Origin of the sequence: Vibrio sp. N418 (assembly GCF_000222565.1) — a bacterium.
In the GTDB taxonomy this organism is placed as follows: Bacteria; Pseudomonadota; Gammaproteobacteria; order Enterobacterales; family Vibrionaceae; genus Vibrio; species Vibrio scophthalmi.
The window spans coordinates 92,557-106,640 of record NZ_AFWD01000052.1 but is presented as its reverse complement, the minus strand read 5'-3'; the positions used below and the strand labels follow the sequence as shown (position 1 = coordinate 106,640).

The window sequence follows — 14,084 nt, the reverse complement described above, 5'->3', positions numbered from 1 at the left end:
AATTTCGTTTTCATCTTTAGCCAAGTGAAGACAAGAGATACCGTTATTTGCACGCAAATAACAACATCGTCAGTGTACTAATCTGATGATGAAAGAACGTGGAGAGATGGCTGAGTGGTTTAAAGCACCGGTCTTGAAAACCGGCGTGGGTTTATAGCCCACCTAGGGTTCAAATCCCTATCTCTCCGCCACATTCGAATAACCCCAGTCGAAAGACTGGGGTTTTTTCGTTTATAACGCCTAAAAATGTAGAGCCTCCATCGTCATCGATAGATTCGATGCGATAGCTTGACCGCTCTATATCCTAAAGAGATACAATTTCTCAACTCTCAACTCTCAACTCTCAACTCTCAACTCTCAACTCTCAACTCTCAACTCTCAACTCTCAACTCTCAACTCTCAACTCTCAACTCTCAACTCTCAACTCTCAATTGGTGCAGATACAAAAAAACCGACCCTAAGGCCGGCTTTGAAGTTCAATTTATGTCATCGCTTAAACGCGTTTGGCTGCCATATCGCGCAGTGCTTGTTTCTCTGCTTCAGATAAGAACGCCAACTCTAAGCCGTTGATCTGTGCTTGACGAATTTGCGCTTGAGATAGGCCTGCTTGCGGTGCAGCCACTTCATATTCGTACGGTAGCTCGATGCCTTCTACAGCTGGGTCGTCGGTGTTTAGACACGCTAAAACGCCATGTTCAAGGAACTGTTTGATTGGATGATGAGCCAGTGATTCAACCGTGCTGGTTTGGAAGTTCGAAGTTAAGCAAGATTCAATACCAATGCGGTTAGCCGCTAGGTAATCCATTAGTTTTGGATCGTGAATCGCTTTTACGCCATGACCAATACGCGTTGCGCCAAGCTCACGAATGGCTTGCCACATACTTTCTGCGCCAGCGGCTTCACCAGCATGAACGGTGACATTAAGACCGGCATTTTTAACTTGAGTAAAGTGGCTAACAAAACGCTCGCCAGGTTGGCCAAGTTCATCACCGGCAAGATCGACAGCAACGATATGTTCTTTCTGCGAAAGAATGGCATCAAGCTCTTGTTGGCAAGCGTCTGTACCGAACGTACGGCTCATGATGCCAATCAGGTTAGCCTTAACACCAAAATCACGTACACCCGCTTGTACGCCATCGACAACCGCTTCAACAACGCCAGCCACTGGCAAGTTATGTTTCATCGCCATGTAGTAAGGAGAAAAGCGTAGCTCGGCGTAATCGATTTGTGCATTGAGAGCATCTTCTACGTTTTCGTAGGCGACACGTCGACAGGCTTCTAGATCACCGAGAACCGCTACGCCCCAATCCAATTTAGATAAGAAAGCGACAAGCGAAGGTTCCGCTTCAACGATTTGTACATGGGGTGTTAAGCCTGCAATATCATACGCAGGTAGCGCTACACCAAACTTCTGACCCAGTTCGAGAATAGTTTGAGTGCGGATGTTGCCATCTAAGTGGCGATGCAAATCAGTGAGCGGCAAATTCTTAGTTATCATTATACTTATCTCAATGGGGTAAATTGAGCTAAGTATAAGAATCAAATTGATCAGTGTCAGCCCAGAAAGCGCTAAAACTCATCTGATTTTGATGAGTTTTACTTCATGTTAACTAAATCTGTTGGCCACTCGTCATTAAGGAGGATCTGCTGTAGAGGTATTAGATAGATGGTCGTTGCGGTTTCCTTTTGTTGGTTACGGCGAAAGACATTAAACGTTTCAAGCTTAATGTCACTGACAACGACCCCCTGAAAAGCTTGTTAATGACTCAAAGCATAGCTAATACAGCTCTTTGAGTTTTCGGGTCAGAGTATTTCGGCCCCAACCTAACACCTTTGCGGCATCTTGTTTGTGGCCATTGGTATGGTCCAATGCGGCCTCTAGCAGAATACGTTCAAATTCTGGCAGAGCGTAACTGAGCAATTCAGAATCGCCGTTTGCCAGTGCTTCTTTAGCCCAATCAGACAACTGCTGCTGCCAGTTATCACTCGCGCTGTTGGCTAAGGCTGGTTTCACTTCCATTAATTCGGCCGGTAGATCGTTGGGCAGAACTTCACTGCCACTGGCCATCACCGTAAGCCAACGACAGATATTTTCCAGTTGACGCACATTACCTGGCCAATCGAGTTTGGATAATGTTTCAACGGTCGTGGGGTGTAAGGTTTTTACATCGACACTGAGCTCTTCTGACGCTAGTTGCAGAAAGTGTAGGGTGAGTTTTTCGATGTCTTGGCGTCGCTCTCTTAGCGATGGGATTTGAATGCGAATAACATTGAGGCGGTGAAAAAGATCTTCACGAAAATCGCCTTGTTGCACCAATTTCTCAAGGTTTTGGTGAGTCGCCGCGACAATGCGAACATCGACCTTGATTGGCGAAATCCCACCAACACGGTAGAACTGACCATCGGCTAATACGCGTAACAAGCGCGTTTGGATATCCAGTGGCATATCACCAATTTCATCTAAGAACAGTGTGCCACCATTGGCTTGTTCAAAGCGTCCTTGGCGCACGCTATTTGCGCCAGTAAACGCGCCTTTTTCATGGCCAAACAGTTCCGATTCAATCAAGTCCTTAGGAATTGCCGCCATGTTAAGGGCAATGAACGGGCTTTTAGCGCGTGGACTGTGGCGATGCAGAGCATGAGCAACCAACTCTTTACCTGTGCCGGATTCGCCATTAATTAAGACTGAAATAGAAGAGCGAGAGAGACGACCAATCGCGCGAAACACCTCTTGCATTGCGGGTGCTTCACCAATAATTTCTGGAGTAGGCTGAAGCTGATTATCCGCCTTCGCTTGTTGTTGGCGTTGTTCTTGATTATGGGCAATCGCACGCTCAACCAAGGTGAGAGTTTCATCCACATCGAACGGTTTTGGTAGGTATTCAAACGCACCTTGTTGGTAGGCATTGACCGCAGCATCGAGATCGGAGTGCGCCGTCATGATGATCACGGGTAAATCCGGTGAACGCTCATTGACTTGATTCAACAACTCAATGCCACTGATTCCGGGCATACGAATATCGGAAATGAGCACATCAGGGGTTTCCCGCTCCAGTGCTAGCAACACGCTTTCCGCATCGGCGAAGGTCTCACATTTTATATTGGCCGATGAGAGCGTTTTTTCCATCACCCAGCGAATGGAACTATCGTCATCTACAACCCAAACGTATCCTTTGCTCATATTTTTTGTTCCTCACGGCTGTGCGTGTCACGTTATGTATTATGTAATTGGCAGATAAATAGTAAAGCATGTACGACCTGGCCAGCTTTCCACGTCAATTTTGCCTTTATGTTGGTCGATCAGATTTTGTGAAATCGAGAGGCCTAAACCTGTGCCCCCTTCTCGGCCACTAACCATTGGATAAAATAGGGTGTCTTGTAGATCGGCAGGAATGCCGGGACCGTTATCAATTACCTCAATACTGGCGGCTAATTTGTAGCGTTGACCATGGATATTGGCTTGATGCACCGTTCTGGTGCGAATGGTGATCTGGCCGAGCTCTTGCTTACTGAGGATCTGTCCGGCATTGCTGACAATGTTGAGTAATGCCTGCTCGATTTGTTCCACATCCATCATAATGTCAGGCAGGCTAGGATCGTAGTCGCGCTCAATCACAATTTGGCTGCCGACATCCAATGCCACCAATTGACGTACCTTTTCTAAAATCAGATGCAGGTTTTCGGCTTTTTTAACCCCAGGCCGCTGTGGGCCAAGCAGGCGATCAACCAGAGAACGCAGACGATCGGCTTGCTCGATGATGATCTGGGTGTACTCTTTTAAACTTTGCTCGGGTAAGCACCTTTCGAGTAATTGCGCCGCACCGCGAAGTCCGCCGAGCGGGTTTTTGATTTCATGTGCTAGCCCGCGTACTAATAATTTGGCTGCTTGTTGTTGCGCGTGTTGATTAAGCTCTTGTGATAAGCGACGTTGCTGATCAATTTTGCGCATTTCAACCAGCAGTAATAACTGTTTTTGCCAGCTGATTGGGCTTACCGTTACTTCGAGCATTAAAGGTTTGCCATCGACAATAAGCGTTACATCGCTGTCGGTAATACTTTGACCACTTTGCAGCGGTTGAGAGAGTAAGCTCAATTCGAGCGATGCGTGTTGGATGTGTTGCTGGAGTGCGGTATTGATCAGACGTTTGGCACTTTGTGAGAACAGTTGTTCGGCAGCCGGATTGGCATACTGAATACACAGCGATTCATCCATGATCAAAATCGCAGTGACTTGATGATTAAGTATTACCGTATCGAGATCGTGACTCACCTATATTCTCCATTCACATCATATTGGCCCGTCAGTGCACCAATATGGTGCATTGTAAATCAAGTATGGCGTATTCCCTATTGAAGAGAAAGCGAAAGTGCCGTTTAGAGCGCTTTAAATCACGCTTTTTGCTGTTGAAGTTTCGCGCGATAAAGGGGCACTGTAATAGTAAGAGATAATGCAATTTACTTGCCGCTTTGGCATATCTCAAGCTGTGATTGAAATGCAGTGCAGTGACTCGAAGTTCGTGGGTTGCTGCGATGGAGGATGAGTTTACATTAAGCGGAAAAAACAAAGGCCCGCCATCAGGCGAGCCTTTGTATTGATGCCAACAAATTACACTGAGTAGTAAAGTTCAAACTCAAGTGGGTGTGTTGCCATGTTCACTTTCTCAACATCTTGCATTTTTAGCTTGATGTAAGAATCGATGAAGTCATCAGAGAATACGCCGCCAGAAGTCAGGAATTCACGATCTTCGTCTAGTGCTTTTAGAGCCACTTCTAGTGATTCTGCTACTTTTGGAATCTCAGCTGCTTCTTCTGCTGGTAGGTCGTACAAGTCTTTATCCATCGCTTCACCTGGGTGGATCTTGTTCTTGATACCGTCAAGACCAGCCATTAGTAGACAAGCAAACGCTAGGTATGGGTTTGCTGCTGGATCTGGGAAGCGAGCTTCGATACGACGCGCTTTCGGGCTTGGTACCACTGGGATACGGATTGAAGCAGAACGGTTACGTGCAGAGTATGCCAGCATAACTGGTGCTTCATAGCCTGGGACTAGGCGCTTGTATGAGTTTGTTGATGGGTTAGCAAATGCGTTGATTGCACGAGCGTGTTTGATGATACCACCGATAAAGTTCAGTGCCATCTCAGATAGGCCGCCGTACTTGTCACCAGCAAACAGGTTTTGACCATCTTTGTTTAGAGACATGTGAACGTGCATGCCGCTACCGTTGTCACCAACAAGTGGCTTAGGCATGAATGTCGCTGTCTTGCCAAATGCGTGTGCTACGTTGTGTACCACGTACTTGTAGATTTGGATTTCATCGGCTTTAGTCGTTAGCGTGTTGAAGCGAGTTGCGATTTCGTTTTGACCCGCAGTCGCTACTTCGTGGTGGTGAGCTTCAACAACAAGGCCCATCTCTTCCATGATTAGACACATTGCAGAACGGATGTCTTGTGATGAGTCAACAGGTGCTACTGGGAAGTAACCGCCTTTAACGCCTGGACGGTGACCTTTGTTACCGCCTTCGAAATCTGCACCTGTGTTCCATGCCGCTTCCACGTCATCGATCTTAAAGAAAGAACCAGACATGTCATTTGAGTATTTTACATCGTCAAATAGGAAGAATTCTGGCTCTGGACCAACAAGAACTGTGTCAGCTAGACCTGTTGCACGCATGTAATCTTCAGCGCGTTTTGCGATAGAGCGAGGGTCACGGTCGTAACCTTGCATTGTTGCAGGTTCAAGGATGTCACAACGGATGTTTAGCGTTGCATCTTCTGTGAACGGGTCAAGAACAGCTGATGTTGCGTCAGGCATCATCACCATGTCTGATTCGTTAATGCCTTTCCAGCCAGCAACTGAAGAACCATCAAACATCTTACCGTCTTCAAAGAAGTCTGCATCGACTTGGTGAGAAGGGATAGAGATGTGTTGCTCTTTACCTTTTGTATCAGTAAAGCGTAGGTCAACAAACTTAACTTCGTTTTCTTGGATCAGCGATAGAACGTTTTCAACTGACATCTTGGATAACCTCCAGTGTTATTAAAGCGGTATTAGCTCGATTTGGGTAATCTAGCATTGATTAATCTTGAATAGAGTTAATTAATCGATGCTGATTTTTACTTAGCTAAATTCGTGCCAAAAAAATTAATCCATTAATTTCAATGCATTATGCGATTTACCTTGTGTTTGCGCTATTTTGTTGCACCACTTTGGTTTGTGGTTGCACTACATTGGTGCAATAAAAGGGTGGTGCACAATAATGCAGCAAAAAAGGCGATTCCATTCAGCCGCCGTTTGCACAATATGTCAACGATTTTACGATTAAACTGGAGAGCGATTTCCATTATTTCGTCAATAATTTCGCCCAAGACGCCGAGATTGTTGACTATGCTTAGGGTGTTGCGGCGAGTTGAGTAAAAAGTTAGCTGCTTAAAACGCCTAATATTGTCGAAAACCTCGGGGATGGATCACATATTTCTAGGTTTTTCGCTAAAATCTGGTACATTACGGACGTTTTTTTAATCAAATAAGTGATGCTTGGCTGAATTATATCCGCTGAGGGTCATTTCTTTTATAAGTGAATCATAATCCATGGCTACTACACAGATTGATAAATTGAGAAATATCGCGATCATCGCGCACGTTGACCACGGTAAAACAACACTGGTTGATAAACTGCTACAACAATCAGGTACCTTGGAGTCTCGTGGCGAAGCTGAAGAGCGTGTCATGGACTCGAACGACATCGAAAAAGAACGTGGTATTACCATTCTTGCTAAGAACACAGCAATCAACTGGAACGACTACCGCATCAACATCGTAGATACTCCGGGACACGCGGACTTCGGTGGTGAAGTTGAGCGTATCATGTCAATGGTTGACTCTGTATTGCTTATCGTAGACGCAGTTGATGGCCCAATGCCACAAACTCGTTTCGTAACGCAAAAAGCATTTGCTCACGGTCTTAAGCCAATCGTTGTAATCAACAAGATTGACCGTCCAGGTGCACGTCCTGAGTGGGTAATGGACCAAGTGTTCGACCTATTCGACAACCTAGGTGCAACTGACGAACAGCTAGACTTCCAAGTAGTTTACGCATCAGCACTTAACGGTTGGGCAACGCTTGAAGAAGGCGAAACTGGCGAGAACATGGAACCATTGTTCCAAGCAGTAGTTGATACTGTTGATGCACCAAACGTTGACCTTGATGGTCCACTACAGATGCAAATCTCTCAGCTAGATTACAGCTCATACGTAGGTGTTATCGGTGTTGCTCGTGTTACTCGTGGTAGCGTTCGTGCAAACCAACAAGTCACTATCGTTAGCGCTGATGGCAGCAAACGTAACGGCAAAGTTGGCACGGTAATGGGCTACCTTGGTCTTAACCGTCATGAGATCGAGCAAGCAAACGCGGGCGACATCATCGCAATCACTGGTCTTGGTGAGCTGAAAATTTCAGACACTATCTGTGACCAAAACGCAGTTGAAGCAATGACTCCGTTATCTGTTGATGAACCAACAGTAACGATGACATTCCAAGTAAACACTTCTCCGTTCGCGGGTAAAGAAGGTAAGTTCGTAACGTCACGTAATATTCTTGAGCGTCTGCAAAAAGAACTAGTACACAACGTTGCACTACGTGTTGAAGAAACTGACAACCCAGACCGTTTCCGCGTATCAGGCCGTGGTGAGCTTCACCTATCTATCCTGATCGAAAACATGCGTCGTGAAGGTTTCGAGCTAGCAGTATCTCGTCCAGAAGTAATCATCAAGAAAGATGAGAACGGCGACCTTTCTGAACCATTCGAAGTGGTAACGATTGATGTTATGGAAGAGCATCAAGGCGGCATCATGGAGAAAATCGGTCTACGTAAAGGTGAGCTAACTGATATGGCTCCAGATGGTAAAGGCCGTGTTCGCATGGACTTTATGATGCCTTCACGTGGTCTAATCGGTTTCCAAACTGAATTCATGACGCTAACTTCAGGCTCTGGTCTTCTTTACCATACGTTTGATCACTACGGTCCACACAAAGGTGGCGTAATCGGTATGCGTAACAACGGCGTACTAATTTCAAACGCAACAGGTAAAGCACTGACTTACGCACTGTTCAACCTACAAGATCGTGGTCGTCTATTTACTGAGCACGCTGACGAAGTATACGAAGGTCAAGTTATCGGTATCCACAACCGTTCAAACGACCTGACTGTAAACTGTCTAAAAGGTAAGCAGCTAACCAACGTTCGTGCATCTGGTACAGATGAAGCGCAAGTTCTTTCTCCAGCAATCAAGTACACGCTAGAGCAAGCTCTTGAGTTTATCGATGAAGATGAACTAGTAGAAGTAACACCTGAAAGCATTCGTATTCGTAAACGTCACCTGACTGAAAACGATCGTAAACGCGCAGGTCGTGCACCAAAATAATTAGTCGCTAGTCGATTAAATCAAAGGCTCTGATAATATCAGGGCCTTTTTTATAGCTGTCATATCGCAAGTGAAAGCAGGCTTTGGCTCGCGACAGCAGCCAGATTAGTTTGGTCTTAAAATTCAGGAATTGAGATGTTACCGATCATTATTACCGGTGGCCCGGGCGCAGGGAAAACCAGCTTAATTAATGCCTTGGCAGGCAAAGGCTATGCGACTTTTGCGGAAGTTTCTCGCACGTTAATCGAGCAGCAAGCGCAATTGGAGAATGGCATTTTACCTTGGCATGACTTGCCCGGTTTTGCCGCGTTGTGTTTAGACAGCATGGGCGAGCAAAAGCAGCAAGCAAGTTTGCAGGAAGTGGCGTTTTTGGATCGAGCTATTCCCGATATTTGTGGTTATTTAGCGCAAGCAGAGTTAGAGATTGATGCGCGTTATCGTCAGGCGAGTGCAGGCTATCATGCGCAGGTATTTTTCTGTCGTCCACACCAAGCGATCTATGTGCAAGATGAGGTACGCCCGTATCCATTTGATGGGGCATTAGCGATTCATAACTCACTGGTGGCGATATATCAGCAACTAGACTATCAGGTAGTGGAAGTGCCTTGGGGGACGTTGGATGAGCGAGTGAGGTTCATCGAGAGCGCACTGGCACTCTCGATTGTCACTGAATAGCGCTTATTTTGCTTGTAGTTTGTTGAGGAATTTATCGGATTCGGTGATCGCTTGGTTCATTTGTTTAATGGCCTGTTCAATTTCTTTCTCGAGACTGACAAACTCACCTTGCAGGGAACCAATCGCGCTGGCATTAAGGTTATGTTTTAAGAATAACGTATTGTCGCGTAGGGCATTGAGAACCGGTGTCATACGCTGCTCAGCACGCTGCATCGCCTTAATCATGGTATTGTAAGATGTACGTGTCTCACGTAGCTTTTGTTCACTAGAGCGACGTAGAGAAGCATTGGTGTAGAGATCGAGTTCTTGTTCCCACTCGCTAAAGAGTGCAGCTGAGACATCTTCAATCGCCGCAATTCGATCACTTACTTCTTGCGCGGCGTCCTCACTGGCTTCATATTTATCATTGATTTGATTGTAAACGGCCTCTAGCTCACCACCATCAAACTGGGTTAGGGCTGACAGTGCATCTAGTGCGCTGGTAAACTCTTGCTGTGCTTCTTGTTGTGAGAGCTTAGCGTCTTCGACGCGATCGACCATGATATCGCGTTTATGTACGCCGACTTGTTCCATCGCCGCATAATAGGTGGATTGGCATCCTGTCAAGGTCGTCAGTGCAACCAGCAAAGCAATCAGATAAGGCATCGTAGCGTCCCTTTAAGCGATTAATAATAAAATTGAGCAATAACAGAATTAGGATGAATCAGATGATTGGGAGATACAAGTTGAAAATGACCCCCTTCATTCAACAGTGTATTCAATTTGCGCGTTACCTCCTAGCGCGTATGTTGCACGATCGAATTAATGTCAATGCGGGCTATTTGGCCTACATTACCTTGCTTTCCATTGTGCCAATGCTGACAGTATTACTTTCTGTATTGTCTTCTTTCTCAATTTTCGCCGATGTCGGCAACACCATTCAGGATTTTGTTATTACCCATTTCGTTCCAACGGCGGGCGATGTGGTGAAAAACGCGTTACTGGAATTCATTAGCAATACCGGCAAGATGACCGCGGTCGGTGGTGCTTTCTTGTTTGTTGCCGCTGTGATGCTGATTTCAAATATTGATAACAACCTCAACTACATTTGGCGAGTGACCAAAAAGCGCCGCGTGGTGTTCTCTTTTTCAATGTACTGGATGTTCCTTACCTTGGGGCCGATTCTAGTTGGTGCGAGCATTGCGGTGAGCTCGTATGTCACCTCATTACGTGTCTTGGAGAGTCATGTTTTATCCAGCGCATATGATGAGTTTTTACGCTGGCTACCACTAATTTTGTCCTTCCTTGCGTTTGTCAGTCTCTACATGGTGGTGCCGAACAAAAAAGTGAAACTTTCCCATGCCATGATAGGGGCTCTTGTTGCGGCACTGTTGTTTGAACTGAGTAAAAAAGGCTTTGCTGCCTACATCACTCAGTTTCCATCCTATCAAGTGATTTACGGCGCATTGGCAGCGATTCCGATCCTGTTTATCTGGGTCTATTTGTGTTGGTTGATTGTATTAGTGGGGGCGGAAGTGACTGCCGCATTAGGTGAGCAGGAACAGTGGAGTGACGACACAAGCGTGGTACACTCAAGCGGAAAATACCTAAGTAGTAAACCAGAAGGAAGTCAGAGTGATAGCTCTAATTCAACGAGTGAGTGAAGCAACGGTGCGTGTTGATGGCGACGTTGTGGGTGAAATTGAACAAGGGTTATTAGTCTTGATTGGCGTCGAGAAAGATGATGATGAAGCCAAAGCAAAGCGTTTGATGGAGCGTGTCACCACTTACCGCGTATTTGGCGATGAAGAAGGCAAGATGAATCTCAACGTTAAACAAGTGGAAGGTAAAGTGTTGGTGGTTTCTCAGTTTACTCTGCCCGCTGACACCAACAAAGGGACACGTGCGGGTTTCTCTCGTGGTGCCCATCCGGTTGATGCTGAACGCTTATATGATTACTTCGCTGATCAGTGTGCAACGGTTCTGCCGACGGAACGTGGCCGCTTCGCTGCTGATATGAAAGTCTCTTTGGTCAATGATGGCCCAGTGACGTTTTGGCTGCAGGTCTAGCAGGTTTGCTGCTGCGGTACACACAGCATTAATTCACCGCCATAAGCGCGACATAAGCACTTAATTGGCAGGCTCACCGGAGAGTGAGCGGCAATGAAAAAGGAATTTTATGTTTAAGCTGATTACGCCAAATACCGACAATCAACTTAAAAAGTATTACCACTTTCGCTGGCAAATGCTGCGTGAGCCTTGGCGTATGCCAGCAGGCTCAGAGCGCGATGAGTTTGATGCGATGAGTCATCATCGCATGATCGTTGATGGGCGAGGCCGCCCAATGGCGATTGGTCGCTTGTATGTGACGCCCGACCACGAAGGGCAGATCCGCTACATGGCGGTGAAAAGTAATCGCCGTAGCAAAGGCATGGGCTCACTATTGCTGGTGGCACTTGAATCTCTTGCTCGCCAAGATGGCGTGAAGCGCTTGGTGTGTAATGCTCGGGAAGAGGCGATCGATTTTTATGAGCGCAATGGCTTTGAACGTCGCGGCGATCTCTCTGATGAACGCGGACCGACACGCCATTTACAAATGGTAAAGCCACTTGATCCGATGGCTAATGTATTGCGTAAGCCAGAGTGGTGCACTGATCTGCAAGAACGCTGGGCACACCATATCCCGATCAGTGACAAAATGGGCATTAAGATAAATCAGTACACGGGTTATCAGTTTGAATGTAGCGCGCAACTCAATCCCAACCTTAATCCTCACAACACTCTCTTTGCTGGTTCGGCTTTTACGCTCGCAACCTTAACGGGTTGGGGTATGGCATGGTTACTCCTCAAAGAGCGCAGTCTGCATGGTGATATTGTTCTGGCAGACAGTCGAATTCGCTATCGTCACCCAGTCGAGCAAAATCCGGTCGCACAAACATCATTAGATGGCATCAGTGGCGATTTAGACCGTTTAGCCAGTGGCCGCAAAGCGCGCATTGTCATTCATGTAACGATTTACAGCGGAAAAACGGCCGCCGTCGAGTTTATCGGTACGTACATGCTATTGCCGAATTACAAGTCGGTGCTCGATTCAAGATTAGATGTTTGAGTTGGCTCTGCCTGGCAAGTCTCTCGTAACTGATAAACCTTTGCGGCGATATCCCATTGCAATGTTTGGCACTGGCTTTGACTTTGTAATAGCAGTGTCGCCAGCGACGGTTGAGTGAGGTCGATATTGCCAGCCACTTGTATTCCTTGCATTAGTGGTGGCGATTGTAGGGTGATTCTGCCGCGATCAGCATCGATTGAGAGGTTATCTAGCTCAAAGTTCTGTTCTAGTAAGCTTTGCTCACCATGTTCACCAACATTGAGATAGCCTTGGCGCAATGCCGCCGATACTGTGCCGCTCAACGAGTGTGCTAGCATCGAATAATCGCCCGCAAGGCCCGACAGTTCCATGTGCACCTCGGCAAGCGCGCGGATGTTAATCGGTAATTGATGGGTTTCTATTTGGCTATCTAACGGTAAGCCATCCATGGTGGCATTAAGCTGCCATGGTGCACTGAGTTCGGCTCTATTCCATACCCCTTCCGCTTCAATATAGCCTTGGTCCAGAGGCACAAATAGACGCGTTAGATGCCATTTGTTCTGCTTAGCATTCATTTCAATCGTTGCTTGGGTAGTGAGGTGCTTGTCGATACTGGCACTGTTGGCGCTGGCACTAAGCTCACCTTGCCATAAGCCCAATTCCCCATGCTGCTTAACCACTAAATCGCTACCATCGATGTTGAGACCTGAAATCTGCCAAAATGGCTTTTGATTGAGCTGGATAATTTGGAGGTTATTGATGTCGAGCTTATCAATCGCCAGGTTTTGCACTGATTGGCTCCAATGCCATGCGTTAGCGAGATCGTACTGGGCCTCTTCTAACCATTTAACCCCAGATAACGACAGTTGCTTAAGGTGCACTGACTCAGGAGTAAACACGCCCTGTAACTGCAAGCGGCCTTGGTGCCAGTCACTATCTAATTCTGCCACTTCGATTTGGTTTGGGGTGAAATAGAACGTTGCACTTGGCTCGACCCATTGCTGATTCTGATAGTTAACCGAGTCAGCATCAAAAGAAAGATAGCCGTTGTCTTGCTGCCAAAGCGACTGATGTGGCGTGATGTTTTCGGCCGACAGATCGAGGTTTACTACGCGCACGCCTTGATAGGTGAGGTTGCTCTTCAAGACATCAAGGCTATTGATATCGCGTATCCAACCGGTTTTATCCAATTGCTGTAACCAGCTATCAATGGGCTGCTTATCATCAAGATTAAGCTTGTTGATAGTGACATTGATCAGCGACCAGCCTTGTGGGTATTGTTCTGCTTGGCCGGAAATCTGCGCACCATTCCAGTTGAAGGAAGCGCCATACACCGTGCTATTTTCGGCTTGGTAGCGGGCATCGATCAGGAGATTATCGAGAGCATGACCTGCGACATAAAGTTGATCGGCAGAAAACTGCATATCACCATAAGGCAGCACTTGCTGCTCATCTTGCCAAGTTGGCTGGTCGATCTGCAGATTGACGCCGCGTGCTGACCAATCTTTCACGACTAACTCACTCTGTTTAAATGCGAGTTGAGCGATTTCAAATTGGCGTAGCGTCGCCCAAGCGGGTTGAGAGAGGTTGAGATTGGCCTGCTCAATCACGATCGCATCAAAGCGCCATGTTTGCTCGGTTGGTAACGACGGGTGCAACCACAATGCCACTTTAGGTAAATAGAGCGGTGCTTCTTCCCCAATGGTAAGGCCGTGTAAAGTGAGCTGCAATGGCGGGGTAAATTCGGCTTGTTCAACCTGCATGGGTTGGGTTGAAAACTGCGCTAAGGCTTGATTGACGACCTGCGTTGCATAGTGGCTGCGCATCACGGCATAGAAAATGGCGATGGAAAGAGAAATAAGCAGCAGCACAGCAAGCAATAGGTAGCTAAGTCGTTTTTTCACAAGGCCCAATCCATAA

11 protein-coding genes and 1 tRNA gene are annotated in these 14,084 nt (G+C 46.7%); 6 read left to right on the top strand and 6 right to left on the bottom strand.

Annotated elements, in window-relative coordinates:
* Positions 1-100: 100 nt before the first annotated feature.
* Positions 101-191: transfer RNA gene (locus RH86_RS11100), tRNA-Ser, on the top strand.
* 302 nt (positions 192-493) lie between these two features.
* On the opposite strand, the gene add is transcribed toward RH86_RS11100, so the two are convergent.
* From add to glnA, 4 genes are all read right to left on the bottom strand, one after another.
* Positions 494-1,498, bottom strand: coding sequence for an adenosine deaminase (gene add, locus RH86_RS11095; protein WP_009386258.1), 1,005 nt, complete (start codon positions 1,496-1,498; stop codon positions 494-496).
* A 279-nt stretch (positions 1,499-1,777) separates the two neighbouring features.
* Positions 1,778-3,181, bottom strand: coding sequence for a nitrogen regulation protein NR(I) (glnG, locus tag RH86_RS11090; RefSeq protein WP_005596877.1), 1,404 nt, complete (start codon positions 3,179-3,181; stop codon positions 1,778-1,780).
* Positions 3,182-3,220: 39 nt separating this feature from the next.
* The gene (gene glnL, locus RH86_RS11085) at positions 3,221-4,270 is read right to left on the bottom strand and encodes a nitrogen regulation protein NR(II) (RefSeq protein ID WP_009386257.1); all 1,050 of its coding nucleotides are present in this window, start codon (positions 4,268-4,270) and stop codon (positions 3,221-3,223) included.
* A gap of 336 nt (positions 4,271-4,606) precedes the next feature.
* Complete coding sequence (gene glnA, locus RH86_RS11080) at positions 4,607-6,016, bottom strand: glutamate--ammonia ligase (RefSeq protein WP_006713711.1); 1,410 nt, start codon at positions 6,014-6,016, stop codon at positions 4,607-4,609.
* A 573-nt stretch (positions 6,017-6,589) separates the two neighbouring features.
* Here glnA and typA point away from each other — a divergent pair.
* Together typA and RH86_RS11070 are read left to right on the top strand one after the other, a co-directional pair.
* Positions 6,590-8,422, top strand: a complete 1,833-nt coding sequence (gene typA / locus RH86_RS11075; RefSeq protein WP_006713712.1) for a translational GTPase TypA — start codon at positions 6,590-6,592, stop codon at positions 8,420-8,422.
* Between the two features lie 135 nt (positions 8,423-8,557).
* Positions 8,558-9,097 carry an AAA family ATPase gene (locus tag RH86_RS11070; protein WP_009386256.1) on the top strand — a complete coding sequence of 180 codons (540 nt, stop codon included), beginning with the start codon at positions 8,558-8,560 and terminating at the stop codon, positions 9,095-9,097.
* A 3-nt stretch (positions 9,098-9,100) separates the two neighbouring features.
* Here RH86_RS11070 and RH86_RS11065 read toward each other — a convergent pair whose 3' ends face one another.
* Positions 9,101-9,742, bottom strand: a complete 642-nt coding sequence (locus RH86_RS11065; RefSeq protein ID WP_005596885.1) for a DUF2959 domain-containing protein — start codon at positions 9,740-9,742, stop codon at positions 9,101-9,103.
* 86 nt (positions 9,743-9,828) lie between these two features.
* On the opposite strand from RH86_RS11065, the gene RH86_RS11060 reads away from it, so the two are divergent.
* The 3 genes from RH86_RS11060 (at position 9,829) to RH86_RS11050 (ending at position 12,185) form a co-directional block, all read left to right on the top strand.
* Positions 9,829-10,740 carry a virulence factor BrkB family protein gene (locus RH86_RS11060; RefSeq protein ID WP_038219598.1) on the top strand — a complete coding sequence of 304 codons (912 nt, stop codon included), beginning with the start codon at positions 9,829-9,831 and terminating at the stop codon, positions 10,738-10,740.
* Complete coding sequence (gene dtd, locus RH86_RS11055) at positions 10,712-11,146, top strand: D-aminoacyl-tRNA deacylase (protein WP_009386254.1); 435 nt, start codon at positions 10,712-10,714, stop codon at positions 11,144-11,146. Before RH86_RS11060 ends, dtd begins: the two co-directional genes overlap by 29 nt.
* Positions 11,147-11,255: 109 nt before the next feature.
* Positions 11,256-12,185, top strand: coding sequence for a bifunctional GNAT family N-acetyltransferase/hotdog fold thioesterase (locus RH86_RS11050; RefSeq protein WP_005596890.1), 930 nt, complete (start codon positions 11,256-11,258; stop codon positions 12,183-12,185).
* Here the strand turns inward: RH86_RS11050 and RH86_RS11045 are convergent.
* Positions 12,149-14,068: an AsmA family protein gene (locus tag RH86_RS11045; RefSeq protein ID WP_009386253.1), complete on the bottom strand. Its 1,920-nt coding sequence runs from the start codon at positions 14,066-14,068 to the stop codon at positions 12,149-12,151. The two genes, RH86_RS11050 and RH86_RS11045, sit on opposite strands and share 37 nt — an antisense overlap.
* Positions 14,069-14,084: the final 16 nt, after the last annotated feature.

Coding starts and splice junctions, on each gene's coding strand:
- glnG (WP_005596877.1), bottom strand. CDS start 3,181: ATGAGCAAAGGATACGTTTGGGTTGTAGATGACGATAGTTCCATTCGC.
- RH86_RS11050 (WP_005596890.1), top strand. CDS start 11,256: ATGTTTAAGCTGATTACGCCAAATACCGACAATCAACTTAAAAAGTAT.
- RH86_RS11065 (WP_005596885.1), bottom strand. CDS start 9,742: ATGCCTTATCTGATTGCTTTGCTGGTTGCACTGACGACCTTGACAGGA.
- RH86_RS11070 (WP_009386256.1), top strand. CDS start 8,558: ATGTTACCGATCATTATTACCGGTGGCCCGGGCGCAGGGAAAACCAGC.
- add (WP_009386258.1), bottom strand. CDS start 1,498: ATGATAACTAAGAATTTGCCGCTCACTGATTTGCATCGCCACTTAGAT.
- RH86_RS11060 (WP_038219598.1), top strand. CDS start 9,829: ATGACCCCCTTCATTCAACAGTGTATTCAATTTGCGCGTTACCTCCTA.
- typA (WP_006713712.1), top strand. CDS start 6,590: ATGGCTACTACACAGATTGATAAATTGAGAAATATCGCGATCATCGCG.
- glnA (WP_006713711.1), bottom strand. CDS start 6,016: ATGTCAGTTGAAAACGTTCTATCGCTGATCCAAGAAAACGAAGTTAAG.